The organism is Devosia ginsengisoli, assembly GCF_007859655.1.
In the GTDB taxonomy this organism is placed as follows: Bacteria; Pseudomonadota; Alphaproteobacteria; order Rhizobiales; family Devosiaceae; genus Devosia; species Devosia ginsengisoli.
The window spans coordinates 3387086-3404033 of sequence record NZ_CP042304.1; the positions used below are offsets into that span (position 1 = coordinate 3387086).

The window sequence follows — 16948 nt, forward strand, 5'->3', positions numbered from 1 at the left end:
GTGGCAAGCGGCGTGGTTAACAGGCCATAATTCGTTCGCTTTACGTTCTTGTTCTCCGCCATTCGCTTTGCTAAGCTCGCCCGAGGGCTTGGGGCATTGGGCGATGGTCACCCGCGTAGCGACAGTGGCGTTTCAGGGCATCGAGGCGGTGCCGGTCGATGTGCAGGTGCAGATCACGCCCGGCTTCCCGAAATTCATCCTGGTCGGCCTGCCCGACAAGGCGGTCAATGAATCGGGCGAGCGCGTCCGTGCTGCTTTGGTCGCCTCGGGCCTCGGCCTGCCGCCCAAGCGCATCACCGTCAATCTGGCGCCGGCCGATCTCCCCAAGGAGGGCAGCCATTACGACCTGCCCATCGCGCTGGGCGTCATGGCCGCCATCGGCGCCATTCCGCAGGATGCGCTCGATGGCTATCTGGCACTGGGCGAACTGGGGCTCGACGGGCGCCTGGCCCATGTCGGCGGCATATTGCCGGCCGCCATCGCCGCACAGGCGCGCGACCTCGGCCTGATCTGCGCCGAACCCTCGGGCGCCGAAGCCGCCTGGGCCGGCGACGGGCTCGATATCGTCGCCGCCGAAAGCTTGCTGGCGATTGCCAATCACCTGACCGGCCACCAGCTCGCTGCCCGGCCCGTGCCCAGCAAATACCTGCCGCAGGGCGGCCTGCCTGATCTTGCAGACGTGCGCGGTCAGCAGGTGGCGCGCCGGGCGCTGGAAGTGGCGGCGGCCGGAGGCCACAATATGCTGATGGTCGGCCCACCCGGCGCGGGTAAATCCATGCTGGCGGCGCGCCTGCCCTCCATCCTGCCGCCGCTCGAACCGCGCGAGCTGCTCGATATTTCGATGATCCAGTCCATTGCCGGCGAATTGGCGGGCGGCGCCATTTCCGATCGCCGACCTTTTCGCGCGCCACACCATTCCGCCTCCATGGCGGCTTTGGTCGGCGGTGGCCTGCGGGTGCGGCCGGGCGAAGTCAGCCTGGCCCACAATGGCGTATTGTTCCTCGACGAACTGCCCGAATTCGCCCCCAGCGTGCTCGACAGCCTGCGGCAACCGCTGGAATCCGGCGAAACCGTCATCGCCCGCGCCAATGCGCGGGTCAGCTATCCCAGCCGCGTTCAGCTCATCGCCGCGATGAATCCTTGCAAATGCGGCATGGCTGGCACGCCCGGCCATACCTGCCGGCGCGGCAAGGCCTGTGCTGACGATTATCAGTCCCGCGTCTCCGGCCCCTTCCTCGACCGCATCGATATCCGCATCGACGTGCCGGCGGTTACCGCCGCCGACATGATCGCGCCATCGGCGGTGGCTGAAAGTTCGGCTGCGGTGGCCGAGCGGGTCGCCCGGGCCCGCGCATATCAGCGTCAGCGTTTTGCCGAACACGGCGCTCCTGACGTCTTCACCAATGCTGCGGCCAGCGCCACGCTGATCGAAAAAGTGGTCAATCCCGACAAGGAAAGCCAGGCTTTGCTGCTACAGGCCGCCGAGCGCTTTAACCTCTCGGCCCGCGCCTATCACCGCGTGCTCAAGGTCGCCCGCACCCTGGCCGACCTGGCCGGCGCGGAACGTGTAGCCCGTCCTCATATCGCCGAAGCCCTGAGCTATCGGCTCAATTTCGGCACGACCTAGCCCGGTGCCCTGTGCATAAGCCTGTGGATAAGTGTTTCACGTGAATCCGTCAGCGGATGCTCTGATAGCCGCCCGCTACGCCGCTGGGCGATAGCACCACCTGCCACAGGCTGATATGGCGGGCGCGGAACAGCGCGGCGAAGGTGCTGAGATAGTAGCGCCACATGCGCTGGAACCGCGCGTCGTATTTCTCGCCCTGCAGGCCGGGCCAGGCGGCGTCGAACCGGTCGCGCCACGCCATCAGCGTGCGGTCATAATCGGCGCCGAAATTGTGCCAGTCCTCCATCACGAACAAGCCCTCGATGGCTTTGCCGATCTGGGCGATGGAAGGCAGCATGCCATTGGGGAAAATATACTTTTCGCTCCACGGGTCGCCATGCGTGGTGGAAGTGTGCCCGCCAATGCTGTGCAGCAGGAAAAGTCCGTCCGGCTTGAGCAGGCTGGCGGCCTTCTCGAAATAGGCGCGGTAATTCTTGTAGCCGACATGCTCGAACATGCCGATCGAGATGATGCGGTCGAACTGTCCGTCCAGCGCCTGATAGTCGAGCAACCGCGTCTCGACCGGCAGGTCTTTGGTCCGCTCATTGGCCAGAGCCGCCTGCTCCTTGCTGACGGTGACGCCCAGTCCCGACACGCCATAGCGTTCGGCGGCGAATTGCAAAAAGCCGCCCCAGCCCGAGCCGATATCGAGAATGCGCATGCCGGGCGCCAGGCCGACCTTGCGGCAGATCAGGTCCAGCTTGGCCTCCTGCGCCGCGTCGAGATCCTTGGCATCCTTCCAATAGCCGCAGGAATAGATCATCCGCCGGTCGAGCATGGCGGCATAGAGATCGTTGCCGATATCGTAATGCTTCTCGCCCACCTCGGTTACATGCAGGCGCTGCAGGTTGAGCAGGCGCCCCTTGACCACGCTCCACATGACGGCGAGATCCTTGGGAAAAGCGTCCTGCACATTGGCGCTGATCAGGCGGAACAGGAACTGGTCGAGCGCCTCGGCGTCCCACCAGCCATCCATGTAGCTCTCGCCCAGCCCCAGCGTGCCATCGCGCAGCAGGCGCGCCCACAGGCGATCGTCATGGATCTGCGGGTCCCATGGATCGGTGCCGTTGAGGGTGACACCGATATTGTTCAACTGGCTGGTGACGAAACGCTTGGCGGATGCGGACATGGCGGCAGCATGATTTGATCGCAATACGAGACAGGTTACCTCCATCGTCGTTTGACGATCAACCACTTATTTCGCGCGATCAGGACCCGTTAACGAAGGCGGCATATTGGTCATGCTGACATGCCGGCAGGATAGTGATGCGCAGATCGGGCGAACTGGTTCAGTGGAATAACAAGGGCGGCTATGGCTTTGTGCGGGATGACGCCGGCCGGGACTATTACGTCCACATTTCCAAGGTCGCAGGCGGCAACCGGCCCCGCATCGGCGATCAACTGAGCTTCGAGATCGCCAGCGGCCGCAAGGGCCGTCCCTCTGCCATCGACGTCAGCATCACCGCGACCACATCCGCGCCCCAGGCCACCCTGCGCGACGTCAAGCAGGCGCCGGATAATGTCTCCCGCTTCAAGCTGGGCCTGCGCACCGCCGCGGCCACATTGATGACCCTGCTGATCCTCGGCGCCATCGGCAGCGAACGGGCGCCGCAATGGATCGGCCTGCTCTATGCCGCCATGGGCGCCGGCTCGGCCTTGCTCTATCGCTTCGACAAGCTCTATGCGCTGACCGGCAAGTACCGCGTCAGCGAGAATAACCTCCATGTGGTGGACATGGCCTTCGGCATTATCGGGGGCCTGGCCGCGCAGGAAGTCTATCGCCACAAGACGGTCAAGCCGCGCTTCGTCGCCACCACCTGGGCTATCGCATTGGTTCACACGCTGGCGCTGGCCGCCTTGACCTTCGGCTGGTTTGGCGTGCTGCTGCCTGCTGGCTAGATCCGTCCATTTTCACTGCAGTCGCCACACCCACGATGTCACCCCGGCCCTGAGCCGGGGTCCATCCTGAGATCGTGGTTGAGGCACGATCCTGGGATAGCCCCGCTTTCGCCGGGATGACATCGCGGGTGGGCGATTCCCATGGATAGTCAGTGGAACTGCGCCGTCTCCGTGCTCTCGCCCATGGCGGTCGTGGCGCTCTTGCCTTCGCTCACCGCCAGCGACACGGCGTCGAAATAGCTGGTGCCCACTTCGCGCTGGTGGCGCACCGCCGAAAAGCCATGCGTCTCGGCGGCGAATTCGGCCTGTTGCAGCCTGGAATAGCCGGCCATGCCGTCCGTCTTGTAGGCGCGGGCCAGTTCGAACGTGGTCAGGCTGAGATTGTGGAAGCCGGCCAGCGTGATGAACTGGTATTTGTAGCCCATGGCCGCGATTTCACGCTGGAAACTGGCCATGGCAGCCTCGTCCATATGCTTGGCCCAGTTGAAGCTGGGCGAGCAATTATAGGCCAGCATCTGCTCGGGATGGACCTTGCGCACCGCCTCGGCAAACTTCTTGGCTTCGGCCAGATCAGGCGTACTGGTTTCGCACCAGATCAGGTCGGCATAGGGTGCATAGGCGATGCCGCGGGCAATGGCCGCGTCGATCCCGCCCTTGAGCCGATAAAACCCCTCGGCCGTGCGCTCGCCAGTGACGAAAGGCGCATCATAATCGTCGATATCGGAGGTGATGAGCCGCGCCGCTTCGGCATCGGTACGCGCCATGATCAGCGTCGGCACGCCCATCACGTCGGCAGCCAACCGCGCCGCATTGAGCGTGCGGATGAACTGGCTGGTCGGCACCAGCACCTTGCCCCCCAGATGGCCGCATTTCTTCTCCGAGGCCAACTGGTCCTCGAAATGCACCGCGGCGGCACCCGCTTCGATCATGGCCTTCATCAGCTCGAAGACGTTGAGTGCCCCGCCAAAGCCGGCCTCGGCATCGGCGATAATGGGCACGAAGAAATCGAGATCAGTCGTAGCAATGCCGTCGGCCTGTTCCATGGTCTGGATCTGGTCGGCCCGCTGCAGGGCCTTGTTGATCCGCTTGACCACCGATGGCACGCTGTCGACCGGATAAAGGCTCTGGTCGGGATACATATTGCCCGACGAATTGGCATCGGCCGCCACCTGCCAGCCACTGAGATAGATGGCCTTGAGCCCGGCCTTGACCTGCTGCACCGCCTGGTTGCCGGTAAACGTGCCAAGCGTCGGCACGAAATCTTCGCTCTGCAGGAGCTCCCACAGCCGCTTGGCGCCGTTCTCGGCCAGCGTATGGCGAACAGGCAGCGAACCGGACAGCCGCGCCACATCGGCCTGGCTATAGGTGCGGGCAATATTGCGCCACCGGTCGGGCGCATAATCGGGCGTCGGGAAAATCGGCTTGTCGAGCATGGTGTCTCCTCCTTGGGACATGGCTTCGCCGGTCCGGTGGAGCGGCGGATTTCGATGATTCACGTGGAACAAGTTCTTTTCCCTTCTCCCCTTGAGGGAGAAGGTGGCCGAAGGCCGGATGAGGGGTTGCTTCCGCAACCATCAAGCATGGGCGAACGCAGCACCCCTCACCCTGACCTTCCGCTGAACGCGTCAGGTCGTCCCTCTCCCTCAAGGGGAGAGGGAGAAGGCCCAACTACCCCAGGACCTTCCGGCTGAAAGTGGCGGCGATCATGCCGCTGCCGGCGAACAGTTCCGTACTGCCCTCGCCGCCGACCAGCGAAAACTGGTGCCGGCCGATCTTTCCGGCAATGGCATAGCCCTGTTCGTCAAGGTGGCGTGCCTTGAACTGCGCCATGGCTTCGCCCGCCGTGGGGGCGATGATGGTCAGGTATTCCTCGCGTTCGCTGCTGGACGGGCTCATCCGAAAGTCTCCTCACTTGTCTGATGTAAAGATTTGACAAATGCCCGGAAGATGCAAGAAATAAGCGCATAGCGGCCAGTAAAGCTGTAAAGGTGTGGTCAAGTTTCCATGGCGGATTTGTAAAGTCTGTCAAGAAGTGCCGGAGGAGGACGCATGAACGATGTCAAGGACATGCAGATCGGCGGCCGCATCAAGCGGCTGCGGCGGCAGAAGAAGATCGCCCAGGCCGACCTGGCCCAGGCTTTGGGCATTTCCGCCAGCTATCTCAATCTCATCGAACATAACCGGCGCAAGGTCACCGTGCCCCTGCTGTTCTCCATCGCCGGTCATTTCGGCGTCGAGCCGGGTGAGCTGGTTGATGGCGACGAAGGAAGGCTGGTCGGCGACCTGATGGAAGCCTTCGGCGATGACCTGTTTGCCGATAGCGACGTGACCAATCTGGAAATCCGCGACCTGGCCCATGCCAATCCGGCCGCCGCCCGCGCTATTCTCAAGCTCTATGACCGCTATCGGCTGGTGGCTAAATCCGGTCCGGCGCCGGTTGCCGCTGATGAAGCCGAGCCCTTCCACCTCGCCACCGATGCGATTTCCGATTTCCTGCAGGAAAACGCCAACCACTTCCCTGATCTGGAAGCGGCGGCCGAGCGCGTCCGTGCCGATATCGACCATAGCGGCGACAATTTCGACTTCGGCCTGCGGACCTATCTGTTCAATGTCTTCGGCGTGGATGTGCGGCTGGCCTCCCTGCCCCATGGCATTGCCCGCCAGTTCGACCAGCGGCGCAGCCACCTGCTGGTGTCCGATATCCTGCCGGCTGAATCGGCCCTGTTCCTCATCGCCCACCAGCTCGGCCAATTGGCTGCCGGCAGCGAGATTGCCGCCATTATTGCGGATTCCACCCTGCCCGAAGGCGATGCACCGGCTTTGGCGCGCAATGTGCTCTCGGCCTATTTCGCCGCCGCGCTCATCATGCCCTATGAGCCCTTCCTGCGCGCCTGCCGCGATTATCGCTACGATATCGAGCGTATCGCGCGCCGCTTCGGCGCCAGTTTCGAGCAGGTCTGCCACCGCATGACCACCTTGCAGCGCAAGGGCGCCTCCGGCATTCCGCTGCATCTGGTGCGCACCGATATTGCCGGCAATATCAGTAAGCGCTTCTCGCTGTCCGGCATTCATATTCCGCGCCATTCCGGCGCCTGCCCGCGCTGGAATGTCTATTCGGCTTTCCTCAGCCCGGAGCGCATCAATATCCAGCTTTCCCAGATGCCCGATGGCCAGCGCTATTTCTGCATCGCCCGCACTATCGCCAAGGGCGATCATCGCTACAATGCGCCCCGCCGCTACATGTCCATCGGCCTGGGCTGCTCGATCCACCATGCGCGGGAAATGATCTATTCCGACGGCATGGACCTGACGGGCGACAGCCAGCTCGTGCCGGTCGGCGTCGGCTGCCGCATCTGTCCGCGGCTCGAATGCGGCCAGCGCGCCCATCCCCCGGCCGATCATCGTTTCCGGCTGGACGATGATGTCAGGCCGGAAAGCCTCTATGCGCGGATGGCTTAATCATTGAGACCTCATGGTGAGCCCGTCGAACCACGAGGTCGGACACACTGATCTTGCCACGACCTCGTCCTTCGACAGGCTCAGGATGAGGTCTACTGAAGGATCGCGACTTTCTAAGCGCCGCCCTGCCAGCGCGGATCGTGCTGCCAACTGTCGCGCCATTCCCGTTCCAGCACGGCGCGCCGCTTGCCATAGCGCGCGTCGGTTATCGTCAGTTCGACAATGCGATCGGTGCGGAAATTGCGGAAGGCGGTGCGCAGGCAGCACCAGGCGGCAATCACCTGCTTGCCCTCGTAATAGGCCAGTTGTACCGGCCAGATGGCGCGCTCGCTCGGATTGCCGTTCTCGTCCGCGTAAGAAATCTGCAGCGCCTTTTCCGTGCGCATGGCCTGCCGCACCTGGCCGAGAACAGGCATGGGCTGCCGCGAATTGGCGCTCCACACCGCGACGGGCCAGAGCCCGGTATCGTTGATGCGGTCGCGCAAATCCTCGGGCGAGGCCGTGGCGATCTTGGCAAGGGCATTCTGAGCGGCATGGCCCAGCCCGTCATCGGGCTGCGCGCCGACCCAGCGCGCGCCCAGCACCAGCGCTTCCAGCTCTTCGGGCGTGAACATCAGCGGCGGCAGGAAGAAGCCGGGTTTCAGCATATAGCCCACCCCCGCTTCGCCATCGATGGGTGCGCCCAGCCCGATAAGCGTCTGCACGTCGCGATAGAGCGTACGCACGGAAACGCCCTGTTCCTCGGCCAAAGCTGCTGCCGTAACGGGCCGTCTGTGCCGCCGCAAGGCATCCATGACGGCAAACAGGCGCTCGGTTTTGTCCATGTTTCGTTCTCCCCTGGCCGGTCTGGATGCCAGATTCCCGCCCCGGAGCCAAGCGCGCTGTCGCTACGCGATCTGGCCATGGAACGCACGGATGTCATGGGCCAGCGTCTCGGGGATTTCGAGCGCCGGAAAATGCCCGCCGCAGGGCAGTTCCGTCCAGCGCACGATGTTCCACAAATGCCGCTCACCCCAGGCCCGCGGCGCCGGATTGTCGGTCGGCGGCAGCAGCACGGCATGGGGAACGGCATGTTTCGGCGCCTTTTTGGGCAGTTCTGTGTCGGCAAAGGCCTCCTTGTAGAGCCGCACCGAGGAGCCGATGGTCTGGGTGAACCAATAGACCGACAGGATCGTGCAGAGATCGTCCAGCTCGAAGGCATTGAGCACGTCGCCGCCGGTATCGCCCCATTTCTGGTATTTTTCGAGCACCCAGCTGGCCAGCCCCGCCGGGGAATCGTTGAGCCCCACGGCTAAAGTGGCCGGCTTGGTGCCCTGGATCATGGCATAGGCGCCCTCGGCAAAGGCCCAATAGTCCGCCGTGCCGAAATAGGCCTGCTCCTCCGGCGTCGGCTGTTCGGGTCGCGGAAAGCCGGAATAGACATTGACGTAATGCGCCCCGATCAGCCGCTCGGGAAATTGCCGCACCAGCGCCATTTCGGCCCCCGCGCCCATATCCGAGCCCGAGATCAGGAATTTTGGATAGTTGAGCCGCGTCATCAACTCGGCCCAGAGCGGCGCGACCTGGCTCAGATTCATGCCCGGTTTCGTCGGCTGGCCGGAAAAGCCGTAGCCGGGCAGCGAGGGAATGACCACATCGAAGGCCACGCCATCGACCGGCTCGGTTAGCAGCGGCACCAGCGGCAGTAATTCGACGAAATTGCTCGGCCAGCCATTGGTCAGCAGCAGTGGCACGTTACTCTCGCCCCGGCCTCGCACATGCACGAAATGCACGCTCTCGCCGTCGATCTCCTCGATGAATTGCGGGAAAGCATTGAGCCGGGCTTCCGCGGCGCGCCAGTCATACTGCTCGCCCCAATAGGCGACGAAGCGGCGCAGGAAGCCATCCTCGGTGCCATAGTCCCAGCCGACGCCGTCCAGCGTGCGGGGAAAGCGGGTCGCGGCCAGCCGCGCCTTGAGGTCGGCCAGCTCGGCATCTGCTATCGCGATGGTGAAGGGAGTCATGCTGTCTCTCCAGGGTCATTGGAGAGACAATGCATTCAGGCCCTGACAGGTCGCGTCAGCAGCGAATCAGGCGATTTCGAACTCGCACCAGTGGCGATAGGGCCGTTCAGGCGAATGGATCACATTGGGGAAATGCGGATTATGCACCGCATCGGCAAAGGCCTGGTCCTCGAGGCAGAAGCCGGAATGCTTGCCATAGGTCCTGCCATTGAGGCCCGGCACCGGGATGTCGGTCCACACGCCATTATAGACCTGCACGCCCGGCCGATCGCTCCACAGCTTCAGCGTCAGATCCTTGTCTGGCGAGACCACTGTGGCGATCGGGTCAGCATTGCTGCGGCCGGTATCGAGCGCCATGCCGATATCGTAGTCGACCGGCTTGCCCGCCGCGTCGCGCATGCTGCGCGGCATGCGCAGGTCATAGGCCGTGCCCCGCGACGGCAGGATGGCCCCGGTCGGCGCCAGGTCCGCGCCCAGCTCGGTATAGGCCGAAGAATTGACCTGGATCGTGTGATCCAGCACATCGGCCCCTGTGCCCAGGTTGAAATACTGGTGCTGCACCAGGCTGATCGGCGTGGGCTGGTCGGTCGTGGCGCTCAGCTCCAGCCGCAGGCGGTTGCCCCGCAAGGTATAGGTCGCCGAGAAATTGACATTGCCGGGATAGCCCATGGCGCCATCGGGCGAAAAATGGGTGAAGCGCACGGCATTGTTGGCCTCGTCCACCTGCCCGTCCCACACCTGCCGGCCCAGGCCTTCCTCGCCGCCATGCAACTGCAAATCGCCGGCATTGGCCGCCAGCTTGTAGGTCTTGCCGTTGAGCTCGAACGAGGCGCCCTTGATGCGGTTGGCCACGCGCCCGGCCAGCGAGCCGAAATGCGGGCTATGCGCGACATAGGCATCGAAATTGTCGAACCCGAGCACCACCGAGCGCTCGCCGCCCGCCACCGGCACGCGCCAGTCGCGCACCACCACGCCATAGGAAATGAGGTCGACGGTAACGCCGGTATCGCTGACCAGGCGGAACTGATCCACCCTTTTGTCCCCAAACGCGCCGAACGCCGTTACCGCGATACCCATGAGCCGTCCCCTGAAATTGCGGGCCACGTTTAGCCTGCTTTCTCGCCCGCCTGCAACGATGCACTTGACGTTTTGCCACGGCCTGACGATCCTTCGCCCGAGCATAAGGGGACCCTCGGGTGAACGAGATCGGGTTGCGGCGCCGGGCAACGGTGCATGATGTGGCGCGGGCCGCCGGCGTTTCCCTCGCCACGGTCGATCGCGTGCTCAATGGCCGTCCGGGCGTCCGCGCCGCCACCGCCGAAAAGGTCGAGGCGGCTATTGCCGAGATCGGCTTCCAGCGCGATCTTGGCGCGTCGCTGCTGGCGCGCGCCCGCGACCTCAAGCTCACTTTCATCATTCCCGATGGCTCCAACGAATTCATGGCGAGCTTGGCCGAGGCGGTGGAGCGGCGGGCCGGTCCGGCCCTGACCGACCGCATGCATATCGAAACCCATCGCATCAAGGCGCTGGACGCCCATGCTTTGGCACGGAGCCTCGACGCCCTCGATATCAGGCATTGCGACTGCGCCGTCATCGTCGCCGGCGAAGAGCCTTCCGTGCAGGCGGCGGTCGATGGCGCCACGCGGCGCGGCATCGTGGTGATGACGCTGGTCTCCGACCTGCCCGGCACGCAGCGCCGACATTTCATCGGCATCGACAATGAAGCCGCCGGCCGCACTGCCGCATCGCTGATGGGCCGCTTCCTGCCTCAGGGCGGCAAGGTGGCCGTCATCGCCGGCTCGCTGCATCTGCGCGACCATGCCGACCGACTGGCCGGTTTCCGCGCCGGCTTGGCTGCCGAATTCCCCGCCATTGACCTTATCGGCCCCATCGAAGGCCATGACGAACGCAGCGAAACCCAGGCCATCGTTGCCGAGCTGCTGGAACGCCATGGCGATCTGGCCGGCCTCTACAATCTCGGCGCCGGCAATGCCGGTCTGGTTGCGGCGCTGGAGGCCTCGAGCCGATCAGGCACCATCCGCGTCATCGCCCACGAACTGACCGAGCCGACGCGGCGGGGCCTGCATTCGGGCGCCATCGATGTGGTGCTGGACCAGAACCCCGATGGCGAAATCCGCGAGGCCATTGCCGCGGCGCGCAGCCTGGCTTTGGGGGGCAATGGGCAGGCGCTGACCGACCCCATTGAAATCGGGATTTTCCTGCGCGACAATCTACGCTAAGAAGCGCCACTCATCACACAGGCGTGGCCCGAAAACGGGCCGGGAGGACGTTCCGATGATTTCTGCTCCCCGCAATGAGGTACGTGCCTCATGACCTATCTTGGCATCGATATCGGCACGTCGGGCGTCAAGGCGCTGCTCATCGACGAGCATGGCCGCGCTTTGGGTGAAGCCTCGGCCGCATCGGTCGAGCCGGTTCGCCCGCATCCCGGCTGGTCCGAGCAGAATCCGGCCGATTGGTGGACGGCAACGCTTGAGGCTGTGGACAAGCTCAAGGCATCTCATCCGTCTGAACTGGCCTCGGTGCGTGGCATTGGCCTGTCCGGTCACATGCATGGCGCGACCCTGCTCGGCAAGGACGATGAAGTGCTCCGCCCCTGCATTCTCTGGAATGACGGCCGCTCGGCCGCCGAGTGCCAGGTGATGGAAGCCGCTCTCCCCAGCCTGCGCCAGATATCGGGCAATATCGCCATGCCCGGCTTCACGGCGCCCAAGATCGCCTGGATCCGCAAGCACGAGCCACAGATTTACGAGAAAATCGCCAAGGTCCTGCTGCCCAAGGCCTATATACGCCTGCTGCTGACGGGCGAATATGTGGAAGACATGTCCGACGCGGCAGGCACCCTGTGGCTCGATGTCGGCAAGCGCGACTGGTCCGACGAACTGCTCGCCGTCACCGGCCTTACCCGCTCGCACATGCCGCGCCTGGTCGAGGGCTCGGCCGTATCGGGCAATCTCAAGCGCGAACTGGCCCAGCGCTGGGGCATGGATGGCCTGGTCGTCGTGGCCGGCGGCGCCGGCGACAATGCCGCCTCCGCCTGCGGCATCGGCGCCATCAGGCCGAGCGAGGGCTTCGTGTCGCTTGGCACGTCGGGTGTGCTCTTCGTCTCCAACGAGCGCTTCAGCCCCAATACCGAAGGGGCCGTCCACGCTTTCTGCCACGCCATCCCCGAGACCTGGCACCAGATGGGCGTCATCCTCTCGGCCACCGATAGTCTCAACTGGCTGAGCAGGATTACCGGCCAGAAACAGGCCGAACTGTCCGCTGCTGCCGAGGCGCAGTTCACCGGGCCGGGCGAGGAAATCTTCCTGCCCTATCTCTCGGGCGAACGCACGCCGCACAACAATGCCGGCGCCCGCGGCTCCTTCGTCGGCCTCTCCCATCTCTCCGATCCGGCACGACTGGCCCAGGCGGTCATGGAGGGCGTCACCTTCGCCTTCCGCGACAGCCAGCGCGTGCTGTCAGACGCCGGCACGAAGATCGACCGGCTGCTGGCCGTCGGCGGCGGCAGCAAGTCTGCGCTCTGGCTCAAGCTGATCGCCACCAATCTCGACATGGAAATCGCCCTCCCCGAGGACGGCGATTTCGGCGGCGCGCTCGGCGCTGCCCGGCTCGGCCTCTGCGCCGCCGAGGGCGCCAGCCCCGCAACGGTGATGACCATGCCGCCCATCAAGACAGTCATTGCGCCCGACAAAAACCTGTCGGCCGCCTATTCCGACCAATATGCGCGCTATCGCGCACTCTATCCTGCCATCGAGGAGGCACGTAAGTGACGGATTTTTTCAAGGGCATTTCGCCGGTGAAGTATGAGGGTGCGGACAGCACCAACCCGCTGGCCTACCGCCACTACAACAAGGACGAAATCGTCCTCGGCAAAAGGATGGAAGACCATATCCGCCCCGGCGTCGCCTATTGGCACACCTTTGCCTGGGAGGGCGGCGACCCGTTCGGCGGCCGCACCTTCGATCGTCCCTGGTATGACAAGGGCATGGAAGGCGCGCGCTTCAAGGCCGACGTGGCCTTCGAGCTGTTCGACCTGCTCGATATCCCCTTCTTCTGCTTCCACGACGCCGATATCGCCCCCGAAGGCGCCACGCTCGCCGAGAGCAATCGCAATGTGCGCGAAATCGGCGAAATCTTCGCCCGCAAGATGGAAAAGAGCCGGACCCGCCTGCTCTGGGGCACGGCCAATCTGTTCTCCAACCGCCGCTATATGTCCGGCGCCGCGACCAATCCGGACCCCGAAGTCTTCGCCTATGCCGCCGGCCAGGTGAAGAATGTGCTGGAGCTGACCCATGAACTGGGCGGCGCCAATTACGTGCTATGGGGCGGCCGCGAGGGCTACGAAACCCTGCTCAATACGAAAATCGGCCAGGAACAGGACCAGATGGGCCGCTTCCTGCATATAGTCATCGAGCATGCGGAAAAGATCGGCTTCAAGGGCCAGATCCTGATCGAGCCCAAGCCGCAGGAACCGAGCAAGCACCAGTATGATTTCGACGTGGCGACGGTCTACGGCTTCCTGAGGAAGTACGGCCTTGAGACCAAGGTGAAGTGCAATATCGAGGTCGGCCACGCCTTCCTCGCCAATCACTCCTTCGAGCACGAACTGGCTCTGGCCGCCTCGTTGGGCATTCTCGGCTCGGTCGATGCCAACAGAAACGACCTGCAGTCCGGCTGGGATACCGATCAATTCCCCAATTCGGTGCCGGAAACCACCTTGGCCTTCTACCAGATCCTCAAGGCGGGCGGCCTCAACTCCGGCGGCTGGAATTTCGACGCCAAGGTGCGCCGCCAGTCCATCGATCCGGCCGACCTGCTGCATGGCCATATCGGCGGCCTCGACGTGCTCGCCCGTTCGCTCAAGGCGGCCGCGGCTCTCATCGAGGACGGCACCTATGACAGGACCGTCGATGCCCGCTATGCCGGCTGGAACGGCGCCATGGGCAAGGACATCCTCGCCGGCAAGCTGTCGCTCGCCGATCTGGCTGCCAAGGTCGACGCCGAAAACATCAACCCGCAGCCCAAATCCGGCCAGCAGGAATATCTCGAAAACCTGATCAACCGCTTCGTTTGATTTTGGGGGGTGGGCGCCGAAACCCACCCACCCACCGCCGTCACCCTCGGGCTTGACCCGAGGGCCCTTCACTTGCCGAGCGCACCTCAAGTACAGAGCCCTCGGGTCAAGCCCGAGGGTGACGCGCGGTGATAGTGGTCGCATTCGTGCTGTCGAGAACCCATCATGCCCCAGCTAACCAACCCCATCCTGCCCGGCTTCAATCCGGACCCGTCGATCCTCCGCGTCGGCGACGACTATTACATCGCCACCTCGACCTTCGAGTGGTTCCCCGGCGTGCAGATCCATCACAGCAAGGACCTGGCCAATTGGGAGCTGGTCACGCGCCCGCTGACCCGCAAGGCACAGCTCGATATGCGTGGCGATCCCGATAGCTGCGGCGTCTGGGCCCCCTGCCTCACCCATGACGGCGAAAAATTCTGGCTGGTCTATACCGACGTCAAGCGCAAGGACGGCTCGTTCAAGGACGCGCATAACTACATCATCACCGCCGACAGTCCGATCCGGTCTACACCAATAGCTCGGGGTTTGACCCGTCGCTGTTCCACGATAATGACGGCCGCAAGTGGTTCGTCAACATGATCTGGGACCACCGCACCCGCCCGCTCAAATTCGCCGGCATTGCCCTGCAGGAATTCGATCCCAAGGCCGGCAAGCTGGTCGGCCCGATCAAGAACATCTATCAGGGCACCGACCTCAAGCTGGTCGAGGGCCCGCATCTCTACAAGCGCCAGGGAAAGGATGGAAAGCCCTGGTACTATCTGCTCACCGCCGAGGGTGGCACGGCCTATGACCATGCCTGCACCTTCGCCCGTTCGCGCAATCTCGACGGGCCCTACGAAACCCATCCCGACAAGCACATCCTGACCAGCAAGGATGCGCCCCTCGCCGCCCTGCAACGCGCCGGCCATGGCGACATCGTCGAGACGCCCGAAGGCAAGACCTATCTCGTTCACCTCACCGGCCGCCCCACTACCCAGGAGCGCCGCTGCGTGCTGGGCCGCGAAACCGCGATCCAGGAGGCTTACTGGGGCGACGACGACTGGCTCTATGTGAAGAACGGCCCCGTCCCCTCGCTGCATGTCGAGGTACCCGGCACGCGCGACGAGGGCAAATACTGGGCTGAGCGGCGCTACACGTTCGAAAACGGCCTGCCCATCGACTTCCAGTGGCTGCGGACGCCCGAAACCGAGCGCATTTTCAAGACCGAGGGCGGCAAGCTGACCCTGTTCGGCCGCGAGTCGATCGGCTCCTGGTTCGAGCAGGCCTTGGTGGCCCGCCGCCAGACCCATTTCTCCTATGATGCCGAGACCATGGTCGATTTCGCGCCCACCGACGAACGCACCATGGCAGGCCTCACGGCCTATTACAGCCGCTACAACTTCTTCTACCTGGCGGTAACAGCGCATTCCGACGGGCAGCGCGAACTGCTCATCATGAATTCGGAAATCTCCTGGCCCGATGGCAACCTGACCTTCCCGACCGAGCCGGTGCAGATTCCCAATAAGGGCAAGGTGAAGCTGGCGCTGACCATTCGCGGGCGGAAGCTGCAATTCTTCTACGCGCTGGAAGGCCAGGACTTGCAACCCATCGGCCCGGTCTTCGATGCCTCGATCCTGTCCGACGAATGCGGCGGCCACCAGGCCCATGGCAGCTTCACCGGCGCCTTTGTCGGCATGGCGGCGCATGATCTCAACGGCACCGCCAGCCCGGCCAGCTTCGACTATTTCACCTATCGCCCGCAGCACGATCCGTCCGACCGCTACGAGATCGATTCCCTGCAATAGTCATCGCGTTCGGCGCTCCATCAGGGGCGCCGATCACGTTTGCCCGATAAAGGGCGACAATCGGTCGCACCTGAACTAGACTGGTCCTGTTGCCGGTCGCGAGTTCGCGGTTTGTCAGCGAGCCCGTGGCCTCCGTTATGGAGGAGCAAGGCCATGTCCACTTTCCACGTCATTTCCGGCGCGGGCGACAAGCTCGATATGCCGGTCATCCGCACGATCACTCTGGGCGACCTGGGCGATGCCCTGCGCCGGGGCATTGCCGATTTCTGGGAAAAGCCCAGCCACTATGTGCTGCTGGTTCTGATCTACCCCATTGTCGGCATCGTGCTGACCGTGTGGATGAATGGCTATTACACCTGGCCTTTGCTCTATCCCCTGGTGGGCGGCTTCGCGCTGCTCGGCCCCTTTGCCGCCATCGGGCTCTACGAGATTTCCCGGCGTCGCGAACAGGGCCTTGATACCTCCTGGTATCATGCTTTCGAAGTGCTGAAATCCCCCGCCATCGGCTCGATCGCCGCTTTGGCGGTCATGCTGCTGGCCGTCTTCACCCTGTGGCTGACGGCGGCGCAGACGCTGTATGAAAGCCTGTTCGGCGCCTCGACGCCGCAGACGCTGGGCGCGTTGCTGAACCAGATTCTCACCGAGCCCGGCGGCATGACGCTGATCATATCAGGCACCATGCTGGGGTCGCTCTTCGCCATCTTCACCCTCTGCACCACGGTCATCGCCTTCCCGCTGCTGCTCGATCGCGACGTGGGAGCGTTTGTCGCTGTCGAAACCTCGTTCCGCGCCGTCATGCACAATCCGGTGCCCATGCTGGCATGGGGCATTATCGTGGGCGTGGGCCTGTTCCTCGGCTCGCTGCCGCTCTTTGTCGGGCTGGCCGTGGTCATCCCCATTTTCGGCCATGCGACATGGCACCTCTACCGCAAGGTGGTGGAGCCGGCCTCCGTCATCAGGGGGTCCTAAACACCGGGACAAACTCGCCTCCGGCGGTTGGATTTCCGCCCCGAACGCCATAAGGTCTCGGCTTCCT

At 63.7% G+C, this 16948-nt stretch carries 13 protein-coding genes and 1 pseudogene; 8 read left to right on the top strand and 6 right to left on the bottom strand.

Annotation, left to right across the window (positions count from 1 at the left end; translation table 11 throughout):
- Positions 1-103: 103 nt before the first annotated feature.
- On the top strand, positions 104-1627 hold the full coding sequence (locus FPZ08_RS16630; protein WP_146291050.1) for a YifB family Mg chelatase-like AAA ATPase: 1524 nt from the start codon (positions 104-106) through the stop codon (positions 1625-1627).
- Positions 1628-1676: 49 nt separating this feature from the next.
- Here FPZ08_RS16630 and cfa read toward each other — a convergent pair whose 3' ends face one another.
- Positions 1677-2795 (bottom strand): cyclopropane fatty acyl phospholipid synthase, encoded by a 1119-nt coding sequence (gene cfa, locus FPZ08_RS16635; RefSeq protein ID WP_146291052.1) that lies wholly within the window; start codon positions 2793-2795, stop codon positions 1677-1679.
- Positions 2796-2932: 137 nt separating this feature from the next.
- On the opposite strand from cfa, the gene FPZ08_RS16640 reads away from it, so the two are divergent.
- Positions 2933-3565 (top strand): DUF1294 domain-containing protein, encoded by a 633-nt coding sequence (locus tag FPZ08_RS16640; protein WP_146291054.1) that lies wholly within the window; start codon positions 2933-2935, stop codon positions 3563-3565.
- A gap of 149 nt (positions 3566-3714) precedes the next feature.
- Here the strand turns inward: FPZ08_RS16640 and aceA are convergent, their stop codons facing one another.
- Entirely contained in the window at positions 3715-4998 is a 1284-nt protein-coding gene (aceA, locus tag FPZ08_RS16645; RefSeq protein WP_146291056.1) for an isocitrate lyase, read from the bottom strand.
- 235 nt (positions 4999-5233) lie between these two features.
- On the bottom strand, positions 5234-5461 hold the full coding sequence (locus tag FPZ08_RS16650; RefSeq protein WP_146291058.1) for a hypothetical protein: 228 nt from the start codon (positions 5459-5461) through the stop codon (positions 5234-5236).
- 153 nt (positions 5462-5614) lie between these two features.
- Between FPZ08_RS16650 and FPZ08_RS16655 the strand changes: the two genes are divergently transcribed.
- Positions 5615-7024, top strand: coding sequence for a helix-turn-helix domain-containing protein (locus FPZ08_RS16655; protein WP_146291060.1), 1410 nt, complete (start codon positions 5615-5617; stop codon positions 7022-7024).
- 113 nt (positions 7025-7137) lie between these two features.
- Here FPZ08_RS16655 and FPZ08_RS16660 read toward each other — a convergent pair whose 3' ends face one another.
- The 3 genes from FPZ08_RS16660 to FPZ08_RS16670 form a co-directional block, all read right to left on the bottom strand.
- A complete protein-coding gene (locus FPZ08_RS16660; RefSeq protein WP_146291062.1) occupies positions 7138-7848 on the bottom strand; it encodes a helix-turn-helix transcriptional regulator in 711 nt (236 codons plus the stop codon).
- A gap of 63 nt (positions 7849-7911) precedes the next feature.
- Complete coding sequence (locus FPZ08_RS16665) at positions 7912-9027, bottom strand: epoxide hydrolase family protein (RefSeq protein ID WP_146291064.1); 1116 nt, start codon at positions 9025-9027, stop codon at positions 7912-7914.
- Between the two features lie 66 nt (positions 9028-9093).
- Positions 9094-10104, bottom strand: a complete 1011-nt coding sequence (locus tag FPZ08_RS16670) for an aldose epimerase family protein (RefSeq protein ID WP_146291066.1) — start codon at positions 10102-10104, stop codon at positions 9094-9096.
- 119 nt (positions 10105-10223) lie between these two features.
- Here FPZ08_RS16670 and FPZ08_RS16675 point away from each other — a divergent pair, with 119 nt between their 5' ends.
- The 5 genes and pseudogenes from FPZ08_RS16675 (at position 10224) to FPZ08_RS16695 (ending at position 16881) form a co-directional block, all read left to right on the top strand.
- Entirely contained in the window at positions 10224-11267 is a 1044-nt protein-coding gene (locus tag FPZ08_RS16675) for a LacI family DNA-binding transcriptional regulator (protein WP_246132684.1), read from the top strand.
- Between the two features lie 90 nt (positions 11268-11357).
- On the top strand, positions 11358-12821 hold the full coding sequence (gene xylB, locus FPZ08_RS16680) for a xylulokinase (protein WP_146291068.1): 1464 nt from the start codon (positions 11358-11360) through the stop codon (positions 12819-12821).
- Positions 12818-14125, top strand: coding sequence for a xylose isomerase (xylA, locus tag FPZ08_RS16685; protein WP_146291070.1), 1308 nt, complete (start codon positions 12818-12820; stop codon positions 14123-14125). Before xylB ends, xylA begins: the two co-directional genes overlap by 4 nt.
- 165 nt (positions 14126-14290) lie before the next feature.
- Positions 14291-15912, top strand: a pseudogene (locus tag FPZ08_RS16690) (glycoside hydrolase family 43 protein).
- Positions 15913-16065: 153 nt separating this feature from the next.
- Complete coding sequence (locus FPZ08_RS16695) at positions 16066-16881, top strand: DUF2189 domain-containing protein (RefSeq protein WP_146291072.1); 816 nt, start codon at positions 16066-16068, stop codon at positions 16879-16881.
- Positions 16882-16948 lie beyond the last annotated feature (67 nt).